Annotated in this window: 10 protein-coding genes, 5 tRNA genes and 1 other RNA gene; 10 read left to right on the top strand and 6 right to left on the bottom strand. The window is 58.4% G+C overall.

Annotation, left to right across the window (positions count from 1 at the left end):
* Positions 1–94: 94 nt before the first annotated feature.
* The 5 genes from ABGT79_RS10565 (at position 95) to ABGT79_RS10545 (ending at position 3,449) form a co-directional block, all read left to right on the top strand.
* A complete protein-coding gene (locus ABGT79_RS10565; protein ID WP_346666137.1) occupies positions 95–1,801 on the top strand; it encodes a long-chain fatty acid--CoA ligase in 1,707 nt (568 codons plus the stop codon).
* A gap of 1,292 nt (positions 1,802–3,093) precedes the next feature.
* A tRNA-Gly gene (locus tag ABGT79_RS10560) sits at positions 3,094–3,168 on the top strand.
* A 14-nt stretch (positions 3,169–3,182) separates the two neighbouring features.
* A tRNA-Cys gene (locus ABGT79_RS10555) sits at positions 3,183–3,256 on the top strand.
* Between the two features lies 1 nt (position 3,257).
* Positions 3,258–3,332, top strand: a tRNA-Gly gene (locus ABGT79_RS10550).
* A 42-nt stretch (positions 3,333–3,374) separates the two neighbouring features.
* Positions 3,375–3,449, top strand: a tRNA-Gly gene (locus ABGT79_RS10545).
* Positions 3,450–5,700: 2,251 nt separating this feature from the next.
* Here the strand turns inward: ABGT79_RS10545 and rbr are convergent.
* Together rbr and ABGT79_RS10535 are read right to left on the bottom strand one after the other, a co-directional pair.
* Positions 5,701–6,264, bottom strand: coding sequence for a rubrerythrin (gene rbr, locus ABGT79_RS10540; RefSeq protein ID WP_346666136.1), 564 nt, complete (start codon positions 6,262–6,264; stop codon positions 5,701–5,703).
* A gap of 34 nt (positions 6,265–6,298) precedes the next feature.
* Positions 6,299–6,736 carry a transcriptional repressor gene (locus ABGT79_RS10535; protein WP_346666135.1) on the bottom strand — a complete coding sequence of 146 codons (438 nt, stop codon included), beginning with the start codon at positions 6,734–6,736 and terminating at the stop codon, positions 6,299–6,301.
* Between the two features lie 406 nt (positions 6,737–7,142).
* Here ABGT79_RS10535 and ABGT79_RS10530 point away from each other — a divergent pair, with 406 nt between their 5' ends.
* Together ABGT79_RS10530 and hysA are read left to right on the top strand one after the other, a co-directional pair.
* Complete coding sequence (locus ABGT79_RS10530; RefSeq protein WP_346666134.1) at positions 7,143–8,132, top strand: hydrogenase small subunit; 990 nt, start codon at positions 7,143–7,145, stop codon at positions 8,130–8,132.
* Between the two features lie 177 nt (positions 8,133–8,309).
* On the top strand, positions 8,310–9,731 hold the full coding sequence (gene hysA / locus ABGT79_RS10525) for a NiFeSe hydrogenase large subunit HysA (protein WP_346666133.1): 1,422 nt from the start codon (positions 8,310–8,312) through the stop codon (positions 9,729–9,731).
* Between the two features lie 225 nt (positions 9,732–9,956).
* Here the strand turns inward: hysA and ABGT79_RS10520 are convergent, their stop codons facing one another.
* Both ABGT79_RS10520 and ABGT79_RS10515 read right to left on the bottom strand, forming a co-directional pair.
* Positions 9,957–11,132 carry a multidrug effflux MFS transporter gene (locus ABGT79_RS10520; protein ID WP_346666132.1) on the bottom strand — a complete coding sequence of 392 codons (1,176 nt, stop codon included), beginning with the start codon at positions 11,130–11,132 and terminating at the stop codon, positions 9,957–9,959.
* A 662-nt stretch (positions 11,133–11,794) separates the two neighbouring features.
* Positions 11,795–11,879, bottom strand: a tRNA-Leu gene (locus tag ABGT79_RS10515).
* Between the two features lie 358 nt (positions 11,880–12,237).
* Between ABGT79_RS10515 and ffs the strand changes: the two genes are divergently transcribed.
* An RNA gene (gene ffs, locus ABGT79_RS10510) (signal recognition particle sRNA small type) lies at positions 12,238–12,333 on the top strand.
* Between the two features lie 606 nt (positions 12,334–12,939).
* Here the strand turns inward: ffs and ABGT79_RS10505 are convergent.
* Positions 12,940–13,293 (bottom strand): phage regulatory CII family protein, encoded by a 354-nt coding sequence (locus tag ABGT79_RS10505; RefSeq protein ID WP_346666131.1) that lies wholly within the window; start codon positions 13,291–13,293, stop codon positions 12,940–12,942.
* 322 nt (positions 13,294–13,615) lie between these two features.
* On the opposite strand from ABGT79_RS10505, the gene ABGT79_RS10500 reads away from it, so the two are divergent.
* A complete protein-coding gene (locus ABGT79_RS10500) occupies positions 13,616–14,122 on the top strand; it encodes a C40 family peptidase (RefSeq protein ID WP_346666130.1) in 507 nt (168 codons plus the stop codon).
* Between the two features lie 1,202 nt (positions 14,123–15,324).
* On the opposite strand, the gene ABGT79_RS10495 is transcribed toward ABGT79_RS10500, so the two are convergent.
* Entirely contained in the window at positions 15,325–16,233 is a 909-nt protein-coding gene (locus tag ABGT79_RS10495; RefSeq protein WP_294486915.1) for a LysR family transcriptional regulator, read from the bottom strand.
* A gap of 240 nt (positions 16,234–16,473) precedes the next feature.
* On the opposite strand from ABGT79_RS10495, the gene ABGT79_RS10490 reads away from it, so the two are divergent.
* On the top strand, positions 16,474–17,880 hold the full coding sequence (locus ABGT79_RS10490) for an efflux transporter outer membrane subunit (RefSeq protein ID WP_346666129.1): 1,407 nt from the start codon (positions 16,474–16,476) through the stop codon (positions 17,878–17,880).
* Positions 17,881–17,909: the final 29 nt, after the last annotated feature.

Genomic DNA, 17,909 nt, shown 5'->3' with positions numbered 1-17,909 from the left:
CAAGGGGGGAGCGCCCCCACTTTGTGCGTGACAGAACAGACAAGCAACGTTAGAATAATCCTGTTTAATGTCATTCTAACCCCGGATACGCTTCATGAACGCCTCTACTCCCGCATGGCTGCCCCACATTGCCGAGGGCGCTCCCGTGCATCTCAACATCGTCCCCCGTTCCCTCCAGTCCTATCTGGACGAAGCTGCCGACCGTTTCGGCGACCACAAGGCCGTCATCTTCCAGAACCTGACCCTCAACTACCGGCAGCTCAAGGAAAAGGCGGAAACCTTCGCCGCCGCCCTGCGCGAACACGGACTGAACACGGGCGACAGAGTGGCCATCATGCTGCCCAACCTGCCCCAGACCATCATTGCCTTCTGGGGCGCGCTCAAGGCCGGCGCCACCGTGGTCATGACCAATCCGCTCTACATGGAAAAGGAACTGACCCATCACTTCAGCGACGCCACGCCCAAATTTCTCATCACCCTCGATCTCTTCTGGAATAAAATAGAACCCCTGCGCGAACGTCTCGGCGTTCAGACCTGCGTCGTTTCCCGCATCGCCGACGCGCTGGCCTTCCCGCTCAACATTCTGCAGCCCATTCAGGCCAAACGTCAGGGACATCTGCCCGAAGTGCGCTTCAACGGCCAGTCCGTCATTCCGTGGAAAAGCATGTTCAAAACCCGTCGCCGCTACAGCGAAGAACCCGAACATCCCGAAGACACCCTCGCTCTTCTGCAGTACACCGGAGGCACCACGGGCTTCTCCAAGGGCGCCATGCTCACCCACGGCAACCTTTCCGCGCAGATTCAGCAGCTTCTGGCCGTCATTCACTGCGACGCCTCCAATTCCTCGCACAGCTTTCTGAGCATCATGCCCTTCTTCCACGTGTTCGGACTCATGGGCAACATCGTGCTCCCCGCCGTGCTCGCCGCATCCACCATGCCCGTGCCGCGCTATTCCCCCCACGACGTGCTGGAGCTCATCAAGAAGCACCGTCCCACCTTCTTCGTGGGCGCGCCTTCCGTGTACATCTCCCTCATGCAGCAGAAGGACATCTCCCACTACGACCTCACCTGCATTCAGCTGTGCATCTCCGGCTCCTCGCCCTTCCCGCAGGCCAGCCTCAAGCAGTTCCAGGACATCACCCACGCCAACATCACCGAAGGCCTCGGCCTCACCGAAGCCTCTCCCGTGGTCATCGCAAACCCCGTTTACGGTCTGCAGAAAATAGGCTCCATCGGCGTGCCCATTCCGGAAACCGAGGTCCGCATCGTCGATATCGAAACCGGCAAAACAGATCTCGGCGACAACGAATGCGGCGAACTCATCATCCGCGGCCCGCAGGTCATGAAAGGCTACTGGAATCAGCCCGAAGAAACTGCCTCCACCCTCGCCGACGGCTGGCTGCATACCGGCGATATCGCCTACCGCGACAGCGACGGCTACTACTTCATCGTCGATCGCAAGAAGGACATGGCCATTGTCGGCGGCTACAACGTGTTCCCCCGCGAAATCGACGAAGTGCTGCACGAATATCCCAAGATTAAGGAAGCCGTGTCGCTCTGCGTGCCGCACAAGGCCCGCGGCGAAACCCTCAAGGCCTACATCGTGCCCAAGGACGGCGAAAAGATCACCGTTTCCGAGCTGGCCGCCTTCTGCCGCACCAAGCTGGCGTCCTACAAGGTGCCGCGCATCTTTGAATTCCGCGACGAACTGCCCAAATCCATGGTGGGCAAGGTGCTGCGCCGCGCCCTGCGCGAGGAAGAAGAAAAGAAACAGCACGAAGAAGAGCAGAAAAAAGACTGATCCCGTCTCAGAAACAGAGAAGCATGGAAAGAGCGCCTGCGGGCGCTCTTTCCTTTTCTACGCCCCACGCTTCTGCGGCTCTGGAAGTAAAGCCCTTCGCTGCGCTTACTGAAGAGATCCGCCCTGCACGATTCTGCGACGGAGCTGAAAGAATTTCGTGCCGCCCGTTGCCGCCCCGGCAAAGACGCTTTCACGGCCTGCAGACAGCGGTAACAGGCCCGCGCGTGATTCCGACTCTCCGTCTCCGGCTTGCGGAAAACGTGTCCGGGTGATGGACGCCGCGCGCCTCCGCGCTGTCTCGAACGGGGCGGCGTGGGGAGATGACGCACAGGAACAATGCGTTCGTCTCCGCGCGGTCGAAGAGGCGGCAATCCGTTCAAGGCGCTGCGTTATAGCCTTGCTGCCTCCGTGCCGGCAGAGGAAAAACAGTTCACACACCCCTGATCCGCTTGCTTTCGATCGCCTCCGTGCCGGCAGCGCCCTCCAACGAGCCGAAGTCAGGCCTCGTTTTTGCCGCGCGCCTCCGCGTTGTCTGTCCCCCCCTGTGCGGTTCCCAGAAGGCTTTTGCTCAGAATGTTTCCCCCGAGCGTTCAAAAATGAGCCCCTGCCCTGTGCCCGTATGTACGCTGCGCTGTCGCGTCATACCTCGATTGCGGGAAGGAATTTATGTGTGCCCCGCGTGCAGCGTTGTCCTCCTTCGCCGGGGTCTGAGCGTTCAGGAATGATGCGTACGTCGACCGATAGCTTCCGCGGGCAGGGGCGAGCTCGAAGTCAAACCGGATGACCTGACCGGCAACAGATCGCGCTCGATCGGGTCGAAAGAGCCTTTGTTCAGGGCGCGAAGTCTTTCCTGGCGAGAGGACCGGCGGCAGGGAGAACCCCCTTTTTCCCGGCAATACGTAAATACCGGAAAATATCCGTCGCTCTCCGCGTCCCCGCAGGTTCTGCGCGAACGCATCAGCACATGAACTCATCGGAGCATCATGCTCCGACCCACCGCTTCTGCCGTCTTCCGCGGCCTGACGCCTGCAAAACGCGCCGTTCCCGGCGTCGCGCTCCGCCCGAAGCACATCTGCGGCGTTGGCAAGGGATCTCTTGCTTCGGCCCGAACAGGGCATCGCATCTTGAAAAATCATGAAGAACGCCTTTCTTTTCCTGGAATGTCGATAAAAACCACAATGGTTCGGCGTTGTTCCGACTGATTTCCCAAGCCTGAAACAAAAAAATTCACTGTCGGCCGTTTTTCCTGTTGACACATCAGCCTGAATCCCCTATAAGTTTCTTCACGCCACGCGGGAGTAACTCAGTGGTAGAGTGCAACCTTGCCAAGGTTGAAGTCGCGGGTTCAAATCCCGTCTCCCGCTCCAGCATAAATTTTCGTGGCGACATAGCCAAGTGGTAAGGCATAGGTCTGCAAAACCTTGATCTCCAGTTCGAATCTGGATGTCGCCTCCACGCGGGAGTAACTCAGTGGTAGAGTGCAACCTTGCCAAGGTTGAAGTCGCGGGTTCAAATCCCGTCTCCCGCTCCACGAATGAATCAAGGCTTACCTTACGTAAGCCTTTTTTCGTATGCGGGCATAACTCAACGGTAGAGTGTCAGCTTCCCAAGCTGAACGTTGCGGGTTCAAATCCCGTTGCCCGCTCCAATATTTCAAGCGTTTATGTGTCATTTTCACATAAACGCTTTTTTTGTATCCCCCCCGTATCACATCAACGATAAAAAATAATAAACTTGGATGAGATGAGGTGATTCCCAAAATCATTGCTTACAGGCTCAAAGGTGAAAGCCTTTTCCAAAAAGCCTGGGAAAATAACCAGCCGCAGCCTTGGAGTATGATGCACGGTACTTGTCCTATGTTCCCATTTCACGGCATACTAACAAATCGTCGGTATTGTCAGTGAGGAGGAGGCAAACAACATGTCCGACAAAATTTCTCTTTCTGCCGTTTACTCCCGATGGCGTGCGCCAGCCGAAGATGTCTTCTCACTACTCTGAATATGATTCTTTCCTTTTTATAATGACCTCGAATTTTCTTCTGAATCAGAATAAGGCTCGTCGCCGGTACTGGCCTTTCCGCTCCGCCTTTATAAAGGTAAATTTTACCGGACTGACGCCACCGACACTTTGGGAACATACCGTTTGTCGTGAACTCAAGGATAGAGAACTTCCATAGCTGATAAAGGCCATGCTGGCCAGGACATCACTGAACCTGTTGTCGCAGAGATTAGGCTGGACAAAGCTTTTTGAGAATTCTTCCTTGATGCCCCAGCTGCGTTGAGCGCCCCCAGCTGCCCCCTGATGATGGTCATCGTGCTGTTCGCGTACACCTGACCTTTGACGGAAACGAGTGGATTTGCGCTCTGCTCTCAGGAATCTTCCTGTGTTTCAGCGAACGGGCAAGACCTCCGTCCGTCACTTCCATACCGAGCATCAACGACAGTGTATCCTGATCCACATATGTTATGAAAACCTCAGGAAGATCCCCGGTATCCCTGGCAGAAAAACAGATCCGCTTTCTGTCGAAGAGCTTTAAGATGCAGCCTGCCATATCAGTCCCTCTTTGCGTTACCTGATCAAACGGTCTGTTCCGTTCCATAGAAAGGCAGACATAATGAAGTGGAAAACACGCTGAAAGGAGCATGTGTCGATCCGCTACGACAGCAATACTCCGCATAAGAGGAATGATCGAGTAAAAAAGACCAGAAAAAACATTTCGGTGACATCGATGCCCGTTGTGTTAATGGCCTACTGCCGGCCTGTGCTCGAAGCGTCCCGCTTTTGACAAAATTACTTGAGGAAAAGCCGTCATGGCAAAAAAAGCTCCCAACTATTCTTGAGAACATTTCTTTGATATTTCAAAAATTCCCCCGTAGGGATCATAGCAGGATTATAAAATTCCCGTTCTGCGGGACGAAATATTTTCCGGAAGCATACCTGAGCAAAAAACTCTTCCGAAGATAGTTCTGCGCCACCAGGGAATACGGGGCGGCATTGATATCCGCAGACCTAAATCTATGCCGAATATCCTGTTTCGACGCCGTTTCAGGTGAGAGGGGAAAAGTTCTTTTCAAGTACATGATCATCATGGACCGACAGCATGCTGCCTTCACAGCCTCATAATCTCGGATGATCCAGCACAAAACATGGCAGAGAAAGATCTCCATCATTTTTATGGACGTTCCCATCAATGAAAAAGGCTCTATTTCCTGCACGCCTGTCCGACACACTCCCACATTTATCCGAACAATACTTTGGTAAAAAAGTCAGACAATAGTCACCTTCAGCCCATTTCACTAAAAAAAACAACTGCATCTAAACTATGATGAATTTTCAGCTTTGCTCAGGCTTGTTCCGCGACTGAGTTCAAGGGCGTCGGCCTACTCTTCTCAATTCGAGGCCCTTTTACATTTTAACATATCAATAATATTAATGTATTTTACAGCATAGAAGAATATTTCCCTGCTCAATGCTAAATATATATTAATATTTTTTGCATATATAAACAAACACCTTTTCGATGTTATCAGGAGTCTGAATTACTCCGCCTTATCGAAAAGGTGTTTTCCGGGATAACCGTTTTGTGTTCCACCCACTGGGCGAATGATGTTCAACTTTGGTCGCCTTTGCTCCCTCAACTGCCTGAAGGCCTTAATAAAAATTCCCCCTCCTCCGAAGAGAAGGGGGAACGTCTCTCAGGGAGCGTCTGCTCACGGCATCACCCGCGGCAGAAACATCCCCATAAAGAGACCGCCGAGGAAACATCATCGGGCCGGGACGGGGACCCCGCCGTCCGGCCCGGACCTGCGACGTCGAGCCTCGCGCCGGGACGGGAGGACGTCCCCCTCGCGAAGCGGCAACCGGAAGTTCCGGTCGGGTTCGAGGCTTCGTCGCGACTCTTACAGAGCCTGGAAGTATTCGCGCGGATGCGCGCAGGCGGGGCAGGATTCGGGAGCTTCAAGACCTTCATGCACATAGCCGCAGTTCTGGCAGCGCCACACGCGGGGAGTTTCGGACTTGAACACGGTGCCGGCTTCGATGGCGGCGGCGAACGCCAGAAAACGGGCTTCGTGATGCTTTTCAGCCACCGCAATGTTGCGCATGACCGCGGCAATCGCCGGGAAGCCTTCGGCGTCGGCCACGTCGGCGAAGGAAGGATACATGTCGGAGTATTCCTCATTTTCACCGGCCGCGGCGGCCTTCAGATTGTCGAGCGTGCTGCCGATGACGCCCGCAGGATAGCTGGCCGTAATTTCCACGGCGCCGCCTTCCAGGAACTTGAACAGACGCTTGGCGTGTTCCTTTTCCTGATTGGCGATTTCCTCGAAGGCCTTCTGCATTTCCACATAGCCGTCCTTCTTGGCCTGAGAGGCGAAGTAGGTGTAGCGGTTGCGGGCCTGAGATTCGCCGGCAAAGGCGATGAGAATGTTCTTTTCAGTCTGGGTACCCTTCAAAGATTTCATGGAAGATTCTCCTGATGGTAGGCAGAGGGGGTTGTCAACAGGCGCGCCTCTGGTTCGCACCCTGCATCTCGTCCGCCAGTTCGGCGGACTTGCGCTCGCACTCTTCACAAATGCCGTCGTATTCCACCCGCACGGTGGTTATCTTGAATCCGGGAACGCGGAGAAAACCGATTCCCGGCTCATCCTCCCCGTCCGTGAACACGTCGGCCACGCGTCCGCACACATGACAGCGCACATGGCGGTGAGGTTCCACTCTTCCGTCAAAACGACGCATGCTCCCGGCGGAGTCTATTTTCAACACTTCGCCCATTTCAGCCAGAAGATCCAGATTGCGATAGACCGTTCCCAGACTGATGTGCGGCATGCGGGCCTTGACTATGGTGTACAGCTCGTCAACCGTGGGATGAGTGTCCACCTTTCGCAGTTCCTCAAGAATGATTCGACGCTGGTTCGTCATCCTTGTCTTGGACATGTTTGCTCCTCAATATCACTGGTGATTCGGTAGTAACAATAATAAGAACGATTGTCAATAAGAAATCATTACTGCTGTTTTTTCTTTGTGATTCTCCCAGGTTGTCGGAATAATTCGCCGCGCTCTCCGAAAGCATTCCGGCACACTGCGGATTCGCCCGACGCCGGCAGGCGGCAGACGTCCTTCTGCGCCTCGCCTCCCCGCTTACCGAAACCGACCTTCGCGGCCTGTCCGCCTCATTCGGGCCATGCCGGATTCCTGACCTCCCGGACGTAAAGATGGCCCGTTTCTCCCCGCCCGGACCAGGCGACGCCGGTCGAAGCTGCGCCTCGTCGGGAAAATCATGGCCGTATCACCGCGAGTGCGTCAGGCTTGCCGCAAGGGCTTTCCCCCGCGAGGAGGTTCCATGGACAACGACATTCAGGGCGTCCGCCCGCCCTTTTCCCGCAGATCGTTTCTGCGCACATCCCTCATGGCCGCGGCGCTCGGCGGCGTCACCCGCGCCTTCTCCCCCTGCGTGCCCCAGGCGCTGGCCGAAACCCTCACGGCCGTCCGGCCTCCGGTATTCTGGCTTCAGGGCATGGGCTGCACGGGCTGTTCCGTGTCCATCCTGAACAGTCTGCATCCGCGCATCGCCGACGTGCTGCTGCACGTCATCCGCATGGACTTCCATCCCACGCTCATGGCCGACGAAGGCGAAGGCGCCGTGGAATTCATGCTGCGCTCGGCGGAAGAAAACAGCGGCGGATTCGTGCTGGTGCAGGAAGGCGCGGTGTCGGAAGAAGAGGACGGCCGATTCTGCATCATCGGCGAAGCGGGGCACGAAGAGTTTCCGCTTTCCGTCATGCTGGAAAGACTTGCGCCGCACGCGGCCGTCGTGCTTGCCGTGGGAACCTGCGCGGCCTACGGCGGCGTGACCGCGGCTCACGGCTCCGTCACCGGCGCGGTGGGCGTGCAGGAATTCTTCCGCAGAAAAGGCATAGGCACGCCCGTCGTCAACATTCCCGGCTGTCCGCCCCATCCCGACTGGATGGTGGGCTCCATTCTCATTCTGCTGGACGCCATAGAACGGCGCGGCCTTGCCGACGGCGTGCAGGAAGTGGCCGCCTCGCTGGATGCCTGGGGGCGTCCGCGGGCCTTCTACGGCAACACCACGCACGAAAACTGCCCCTATCTCTACCTGTTCGACGAAGGAACCATGGCCAAAAGCCTCATCGACAAGGCGGGCTGCCGCTACGGCATAGGCTGCAAGGGCCCGGGCGCGTGGTGCGATTCGCCCCTGCGCCGCTGGAACGGCCGCGTGAACTGGTGCGTGGAAAACGCGCTGTGCATCGGCTGCGTGCAGCCCGATTTTCCCGACGGGCAGTCGCCGTTCTATCAGAAAAACCTCTGGTAACGCCGCGCCGCCTTCCTGCCGTCGAAAGCCCGGCTCCTCGCCGCACAGCTCTCCGACGTGCAAAGACGCCGAGAGCATCGATTTCCGGGTCCGCGCAAACGCGCAGCTCCGCCGACCGTCATTCACACCTGCGCCGATCCGTCAGGAAAAGCGCAAGCCAAACGCAAGGAAGAAGTCATGGCCGTTTCCATCGCCATTGATCCCATCACCCGCATTGAAGGCCATCTCAAGGCACGTCTCGACGTCGCCGACGGCGTCGTGAAGGACGCCTGGCTCACCGGCGGCATGTTCCGGGGCTTTGAAAACATTCTGCTCGGCCGCGATCCCATGGACGCACCGCAAATCGTGCAGCGCATCTGCGGCGTGTGCCCGGTGTCCCACGCGCTCGCCTCGTGCATGGCGCTCGAAGACGCGGCAAAGCTCACCCCGCCGCGCGAGGGCAGGCTGCTCCGAAACTTGATGCAGGGCGCAAACTTTCTGCAGTCACACATTCTGAGCTTTTATCAGCTATCGAGTCAGGATTTCTTTCAGGGGCCAGACGCCGCGCCTTTTGCGCCGCGGCAGAAGCATCCCGATCTGCGCCTCGGCGAAGCCGCCACGCGCATGATGCTCGATCAGTATCTGGAATCGCTGGACATCCGCGCGCTGTGCCATGAAATGTCGGCCATCTTCGGCGGACGCATGCCCCACGTACACGGCATCGTGCCCGGGGGAACGTCGGCTCCGTCCACGGCCGGACAGATTCAGGAATTCCGCTCCCGCCTGAAGACGGTGCGCGAATTTGTGGAAACGCGCTACGTGCCGCTGCTGTATCTGCTTTCGCAGCGCTACGACGATCTCGCCCACACGGGCAAGGGATGGGCCACGGCCATGTGCATGGGCGTGTTTCCGCACCCGGATACCGGCGAGTACGCCATCCGGCCGGGCGTGTGGGCCGGCGGCAGGGAATACCCCTTCGAGCCGGACAAGGTCATGGAAAACGTGCGGTATTCGTGGTTCACGGCGTCGTCGGGCGGCAGTCCGTTCAGCGCGCCGCCGCTCGCCGTGGATCTGAACAAGGCCGGAGCCTACAGCTTTTCCAAGGCCGCGCGCTACAACGGCATGCCCATGGAAGTGGGCCCGCACGCGCGCATGTGGGTGGGGAACATGGAACTCTCCCCCATGGGACGGGAACTTGCGCCGAGACACCTCGGAGTGCGGGCACGCACGTTCCGGGAGCTCGGGGAGGATTTCGTGTTTTCGATCATGGGCAGACATCTGGCCAGGGCCGAGGAAACATGGTTTGTGGCCAAAGCCATGGAAGGCTGGCTCGACGCCCTTGAACCCGGCACAGATCCGCTCGCGCCCATGCCGCGCCTGACGAACGCCGCGGGCTTCTCGCTCACCGAAGCGCCGCGCGGCTCGCTCATGCACTGCCTGCGCGTGGAAAACGGACGTCTGAGCTTCTATCAGGTGCTGCCCGCCACCTTGTGGAACGCCTCTCCGCGCGACGACGTGGGATTGCGCGGCCCCATGGAAGAAGCGCTCGTGGGGCTGAACGTGCCCTACGAAGACAGTCCGGTCAACGCCGGGCGGCTGGTGCGCGCCTTTGATCCGTGACTGGGCTGCGCCGTGCATGTCATGCACGTTCAAAGCAACGTCAGCGTTCAGGCGGCGGAAGAGTAACGCGGACTCCTATGTCTCCTCCCCGACGTGCCGCGCCTGACGCAAGGGCGACTTCCCGAAGGAAGCCGCCCTTTTTTACGGCATGCGCCTCATGCGCGCCCGGCGCAGAGCGCGGACAAAAACGACTGCCGGGCGGATGCCGCCATCCGCCCGGCAGCGCTACGACCGACGGGAGGAAGCGCGACGCGCCTTGCCGGCCATGCGGAAGAAGAACAGCACGAGCAGACCGGAAGCCACGGCCACGACGGCCATGGGCAGGGAGGTGCCGGCGCCGCCGAGGCCCACGAGGGGCGACGTGGCCGCGCCGAACACGAAGGACGTGACGCCGAGCAGGCCGGACGCGCTGCCCGCGCCCTCGGTCTGGGAAGCGATGGCCAGAGAGAAGCTCGTGGTCGTGGTGATGCCGATGCACGACACGAAAAGGAACAGCGACGCGATCATGAAGACTGCGGGCAGATGCAGCGCGCCGACCGCAAGCACGCACAGCGAAGCGAACAGGGAAATCGCCGCGCCGACGCCGAGCACGGCCCTGTCGCCGTAGGCGGTGCAGAGACGGCCCGTGATCTGGGCGAAGATCATGATGCCGAGGCCGTTGAAGCCGAAGCACAGGGCGTACTGCTGCGCGGAGAGTCCGTAAATATTCTGGAGCACGAAGGGCGAGGCGGAAATGTAGCCGAAAAAGCCCGCCATGACGAAGCCCTGAATGAGCATGTAGGCGAGGAAGACGCGGTTGCCGAACAGGCGGAACATGGCGCGCACGGACTGCCCCATGCCGCTCTGAATGCGTTTTTCCGGCGGAAGGGTTTCCGGGCAGCCGAAGAGCACCAGAGAAAACTGAGCCGCGCCGCAGAACGAAAGGAAGAAAAAGATGCCCGACCAGCTGGAAAAGCGCAGAATCTGTCCGCCGATGACCGGGCCGAAGATGGGAGCCACGCCGTTGATGAGCATGAGCAGGGAGAAGAACCTGGTCAGCTCCGTGCCGCGGAACAAGTCGCAGGCCACGGCGCGGGAAAGCACCACGCCGCCGCTGCCCGCCAGCCCCTGAATGAAGCGCAGGGCAATGAGTTCGGTAACGCTTGAGGCCTCCGCGCACAGGAACGAGGCCACGATGAACACGGCCAGGGAAACGAGCAGCGGGAGCTTGCGGCCTCTGGCGTCGCTGAGGGGGCCGAGCACGATCTGCCCGAGGGAAAGTCCGAGCAGACAGGCCGTAATGCTGAGCTGCATCTGTGAAGGCGCGCTGCCGAGTTCCGCCGCCATGTCCGGCAGGGCGGGGAGATAGAAATCCGTGCACAACGGCCCCATGGCGGCAAGAAAACCAAGAATGGACGCCATGAACAAGCGCGCTCCGGCGCTTTTAAAAGGTGAAACAGACATGAACACTCCGTGGGACGAAAGGAACCGATTATGGCTCGGCACAGCTCTCCCGCGCCCTCCAAGACGCGGGCCACAGAAAAATAGAGAGGAATGAACCTTTCGTCCAGTACCATAAGGGGGTGCTGCACAAAAATAATATGTCGTTGTGCGGCCGATGAGACACCGACGCATATCAATATTCCTTCCCTGCGGCTGTTCCCCGATGCCGACGCCGTCGTTCGTTCCAAAGACTCGGCGGAGCTCCTGCTTGTCGGGCATGGAGGATGATTGAACGTTTTCGGACAGGCAGCCATGCGTACCCGGGGCTCGGAACATCCGAGCAGGCGGGCCCGAAAACGACGAAATGTTAGCAATACTGCCGCAAAGATATCAGGGGAAACTTTCGGGGCGGGAAGTTGCGGGGAAAGCCCCTCTTGCTCATAGAAGGCACGCGCCTTCTTTTGATATGAGACCTAATTCTAACGGACTCAGTCTTATAAAGAAGTCGTTTTAAGGAATAGCCATTTGTGGTCTCCGCCTTAGCGGTTGGTTTTCTGCTTTGTCAGCCTCCGTCTCCTCAATGGTCAGAGTATTAAACGAAAAGAGCTGCAAACCTAAGCTTGCAGCTCTCGCTCTCATAATGGTGCCCAGGGGGAGACTCGAACTCCCACGCCATTCGGCGCTACCACCTCAAGATAGTGTGTCTACCAATTCCACCACCTGGGCACAGCTGTCTTTGTATAGCAAAGCCCATGCCTTGGCAAGCATTTTTTTCAGACCTTCCCCATTTTCTTTCCGAAGCTGTGCTCATGCGCGATCGACCTGCCGTATTCTGCCCCGTCAGTTCCCTTTCTCCAGACGTTTCCGCGCCCGAGCAGCAGCACGTCACATCTCCGGACGAACGCCTGGACGAGGACGCACATTCTACGTTTTTCGACAGCAACTTCTGCAACCATGACCAGCGGGGCTTCCGATGCTCAGCGCTCCCCCGACGCACAGGACACGGCACACAGCAACGCCCGTGCATACCGCCCGATCTTGACATCTCCCCCGCCTCCGTCTATACTGTCTTTCGCTTTATGAGTTCCGGGAACCGGACGGCGGTCGCGCCGCCAACCCCGCCAGGTCCGAAAGGAAGCAACGGTAACGGTTGTTGCCGGGTGTCCGGTTCCCAAAAGGGCGCAACACAGTTGCGCCCTTTTTCGTTAACTCCTCCTTGGCTCCGGCAAGACAACCACCTGTCTGCCGGGGCCTTTTCACTTCCTCAGGACCGTCGTCACTGACGCCTCTCCTTTAAGTGAGCGCCGCCAACATTTTCCTCAGGCAGCAAAAAAGGAAGCGTGCTCCGCCCACACCGGAGCTCTCCGACATTCTCTGTCCAGGCCGTCACTCTGCGCCTGCCGATTTTTTCCGCACGGCAGTATCGAGTTCCCGCGTAATTTTCTGCCTGCAGCACCCCCGTAATTCGCGAAAAACGGACTCCACGAACCATTTCCCCCACACTCGGATGCTCACGCCTGCCGTTCTTCGCACAAAAAATATTCAGAAACGACCGAGGCAACGCCCTGCCTCGACGCACTTTTTACATCAAATATTCATCGCGACCCGTTCGCTCCAGTATTCCGCCGTCGCATCATCGCGCTCTGCCGCAGGAGTTCGCACAGAGCGAAAATCTGAATATGCCTTTCGCAATGCCCCTCTCCCCCGCCAGCGCACAAAAAAAGGCGAAGGCAGCTTTCCCCTCTGCCTCCGCCCATTGTTCCTGTCCGTTTCGTGCAGAATCGAATCAGGCCCGATGTTCCTTTTCGCCGTTCTGACGTCCATCCATCGCGGGAACGGACGCGTTCACGCCGGAACCGGCCCCCTGAAAGGCTCCGGGCGTGACGTGCGGCGCGTCGCTTCTGGCGGCCACCAGCGAATAGCCGAGCTTGCCCGCCATGTACTCCAGCGGCTTGGTGTCGCCGGTCTGCATCATGATCTGCAGCAGTGTTTCCGCGCCGAGCTTGGCTCCCGTATCATACGGATTCACTTCCCTGAGCAGGGTGGAATACGGCTTGCCGATGGCCTTTGCCAGGTCTTTCGCAGGCACGGGATTGTCCAGAACAAGATTGTGAATGAGAGTGGAAAGTTCCGATACCATAAATTCCTCCTCAATTTTACAGAAAGCAACTTTTCCGCCACATAATCCTGTTACTTTCATGAGAAAGCAATACAAAACACTGATAACAGTGTATTTCACTTTTGATACTTTGCGTCAAGAAAGAAACAGAAAAAAATAATACCACATCATCTTATAGAAATATTATGAAATTGAATAAACAATTTCGTCATTTCAAGGATTGTTTTATACAACTATTAAAAATAACTATACAACATCAACATGAAAATGAGGCCGCACTTGCAAGTTGCCCCGGGATGACCTACAAAAGAAATGTTACACTTTCAACTCCGGCAGGTCCGTCATGACGACACATCGCGATCATTCCCTCTATCGGTATGTTCCGCTGCTTCTTCTGTGCGTGGCCCTTCTCATGACCGCTGGCTGCGGCAAACAGACCTACAGACCGACTTATCAACAGCCGAGCGCCGCTTCCGGCAGCGGTGCGGCCATCGCCGCCACGGCCAAAAGTCAGCTCGGCCGTCCCTACGTATCCGGCGGATCCTCGCCCTCGCGCGGCTTCGACTGCTCCGGCCTCGTGTACTGGGCCTGCGCAAGCAACGGCATTTCCGTGCCCCGCATCAGCCGCGATCAGGCCAGCGCGGGCAAACGCATTTCCCGCGGCAGCCTGCGCCCCGGCGACATCGTGGTTTTCCGCATTCCGCGCTCCGGCTACCACACGGGCATCTACGTCGGCCAGAACAGTTTCATTCACAGTCCCAAGCCCCGGGCCCGCGTGCGCATTGAATCGCTCTCCGTCAACTACTGGGATCGCTACTACGTCACGGCCCGACGCGTCGCCAGGCGCTGACCTTTTTACCTCCCGCTCCGTTGCCGTCATCGAACGCTCCGAAACCAAACGACTCGACAACGGCGTGACGCGCCACCAGGAGCGCTCCGCCCTCAGGGCTCCCGAGTCCGCCGCCAGGACGGATTCCCCCGTCGTCGCCATGCTGCCGGGCGATCCGGAGCCGCGCCTCAGCGCATGACTTCCGCATCCGACGCCGCTCCATTCCCTGCCGCGTCCGACGGCGTCATGTTTCCCCCAAAAAGTCGTATGTTCAGGTGCTCTGCCCTGCGCGGGCCAAAACGCCCGCCGGACCTTTCGCCCGTCGCTCTCTTTCGTCAGCGCGCTCCGCAACAAAGCGCCTTCCCGCGGCGGAACGTTGTTCCGCGACCCACCGTTCTCCCGGCGTTCAGCAGAACGCTTTTTCCGCAGCGCCGCGCCTCTTTTCCGCTCCTTGTCGCCGGAAGCCGAGGCAGGCATTCCGACCGCTCCGCTCCAAAGCCCTGCATTTTTCCCCCGGACACTTGTCTGCACAGGTACGTTGAACACGTCTTAATCTCCTTTGAAAAGGAAAATTATCAATAAACTTATATATACTGCTAAAACGCTTGTAAATTATAAACATAAAATATTTTATCTCATTGTAATATTTTATTTATTTTTTCACAAAACGCATTTTAGAATAAAAAGCGCCGAACGGCCCTCTTTTTTCGCCTTGTTTGCGTTCCGATGCGCCCCGGATGAGGCCCGGATAAAGAAAAACGTTCCTATGCAAAACCGAACAGGACATCTGTTGTCTTATTTCATAATGCAGAGCCATGACGTCGGAGAGCCTGCATGCGTCATTGCCTGAGCGTTGCAGTCTGCGCCCGGCAACCGCATGAACTCGCAAGGATGCCTGCGGCCCTGCATTCTCTTGCCCCGCTGCCGACACCGGGGGGCCTGCCTCCGGAGCAGCGCTCCCGACGCCCGACGTCTCGCCGCCGCCCGTTCTGCGGCGTCGCGCCGGACAGCCCCCCGCACGCCGCTCCTCCCCGGCCGATGTTTCGAGAGGCCAAGAGCGTGCCTCCGGAACGCGCATATCCCCCACGCAGACTCCGCCCTTATCCTTTAAATAACAAAGCCCGTCTCATGGACGGGCTCGGTGCGCCGGCGGCGCTTCCAATGGAGGTCAATGTTCGGGGCGCTCGCCCCGCAGAGCGTTCGGACCGCTTGCCCGGATCGTCTCAGAACATGTTGTCGCCCTGTTCAAAGGCCTGCTGATAGTAGGTCTTCAAATCGCGGCAGAGGTCTTCCAGAATATCGCGACGGCTGAAGACGTTGTTCCAGATGAGATAGATGTTGTGCGCCACGAACGACATGTTGTCCATGTCGAGAATGACGAGGTTCTTCATGGATTCGTCGCGCGCAATGCGCTGAGCCAGCCCCAGCGGCACCACGGCCCAGCCTATGCCGAGCGACGCCCAGTACATGGCCGCCACCACGTCGTTCACTTCCCAGTACTGAGAGTTCAGCAGATACCGCTCCGCGCGCGAACGGTTGAACACGATGTGCCGATACTGCGCGAGATCTTCCACGGTCACGTTTTTCTTCTGACCGAGCGGCGAATTGCGCGAAGCCACCAGACAGTAGCGAAGCTGACCGAGGCAGACGACTTCACAGTTGCTCTTGGTTTCCGGCAGATGCCCGCCCACAATGCCTATCTGCGCGTCTCCCTCGCTCACCTGCTTCCACACGCTGTCCAGCGACACGATGTGAAAACTTCCGCTCAGGAAAGGATATTTTTCCGTCAGCGACGCCATCGCCTCGGATATCCCCTGAAAAGGCACGCCGTGACTCACCACGATGTTGAGCAGCACGGCCTCGCCGCTGTACTGGGCAATGGCGCAGGAATCAAAGCGATGACTCTGCCGGAGCACGGCGCGCGCCTCGGGAAGAAGCGCCCGACCGGCTTCGGTGAGCACGGGAGAGCGCGACGAACGATCGAAAAGTTCCACGCCGAGACTGTCTTCCAGCATGGCAATGTGCGTGCTCACCACAGACTGCGCCTTGCCCATGGCGCGACCCGCCGCAGAGAACGATCCTTTTTCGGCGGCCGTGACAAAGGCGCGCAACTGCTCTATGGTCCAGTTCAAGTTTCCCCTCCCCAGCCTGACATAGTGTTTCTTTTTTCTATCAAAATATTGATGCTTCTTGATTTTTTATAACAAGAAAGATAAGGTATGTCCACTCAATCAAAATGACGCCCCCCTCTCCAAAAAAGGGAGATGCCGGTTCGGACGCGACGGAAACAGGCAGCGCAGCCCACGCCGTTTCCAGAAAATCCCGTTAAATTCCGGCATATTGCTCATTTCAAAGGATACAGGAGCCTTTTTATGGTCAAAATGCTGTCGATTCTTGCTCCGGCATTCATGCTGCTTCTTGCGGGGTGCAACCTTGCCCCCGACTATCAGCGTCCGGAAATGGATATCCCTCAAACGTGGGAGGCCTCGCAGTCGCAGGCGCTTCAGACCAAGTGGTGGGAGCGCTTCCACGACGAAACGCTGAACGCGCTGGTGGAAGAAGCGCTCGCGCACAACAAGAACATCGACCAGGCCATGGCCAACGTGGATCAGGCGCAGGCCGGGCTCGGCATAGCGCGCGACGCGCTGCTGCCCGTGCCTTCCGCCTCGGCCGACGGCACGCGCACCATGGCGCGCTCCGCCACCTCGCCCGCCGCCATGCAGAACAACGGCAAGAACACCCACACCTTCTCAGGCGCGCTCGCCGCAAGCTGGACCCTCGACTTCTGGGGCAAATACTGGAACGCCGCGGAATCCGCCCGCGCTTCTCTCGTGGCAACCGAAGCCGCCCGCGACAACGTGATTCTCACCGTGGCCGCCAGCACCGTGGAGTCCTATTTCTGGCTGAGCGCCTACACCTGGCAGGAGGAAATCGCCCGCGATGTTCTGAAAAACCGCGAAGATTCCCTGAAAATCTATCAGAACCGCTTCGACAACGGACAGATCAGCGATCTCGACATCCTGAGCATCCGCGCCAACGTGGAAACCGCGCGCAACGCTCTTGCCTCCGCAAGAATCGCCAAGAACGCCGCCGAAACCTCCCTCGCCGTGCTGCTCGGCCGCTCGCCCGCGGAAATCATGAAGATGGGCGGTCTCAAGGCTCCCGCCTCACTCATGACCTCCCTCGACAAGACTCCCGCCCTGCCTTCCGGCATTCCCTCGCAGATTCTCGAGCATCGTCCCGACATCCGCCAGGCCGAAGCCAACCTTCAGGCCGCCAACTACGACATCGGCACGGCGCGCGCGTCGTTCTTCCCGTCGTTCTCCCTCACCGGTCTGCTCGGCGGCGCGAGCCTTGAACTCAACGAGCTGCTCAGAAGCACCAATCAGTACGCAAGCGTCGGCGGAAGCCTGAGCCTGCCGCTCAACTTCTGGACCATCAAGCGCACCGTGGACAGCGCCGAAGCCGCCAAGAAGGCCGCCGTGGCCACCTACGAGCTCACCGTGCAGAACGCCTTCAAGGACGTGCGCGACGCGCTGGTTTCCCAGACCGAATACGCCAATTCCGTGGGCGCGCTCACCCGTCAGGTGGACTACCTCTCCCGCGCCGTCATGCACGCCCGCACCCGCTACGACAACGGCTTCGCCTCCTACCTCGAACTGCTCACCGCGGAAAGTAATCTGTTCACCGCGCAGCAGTCCCTTGCCGTGGCTCACGCCAATCATCTCGTCAGCATCGCCGAAGTGTGCCTCGCCCTCGGCGGCGGCTGGCAGGAATAACCCGCTACTCCATCCTTACCCAAGGAGCA

It is taken from the genome of uncultured Mailhella sp., from assembly GCF_963931295.1.
GTDB lineage: Bacteria > Desulfobacterota > Desulfovibrionia > Desulfovibrionales > Desulfovibrionaceae > Mailhella.
This window is presented reverse-complemented; position numbering and strand designations above follow the sequence as displayed.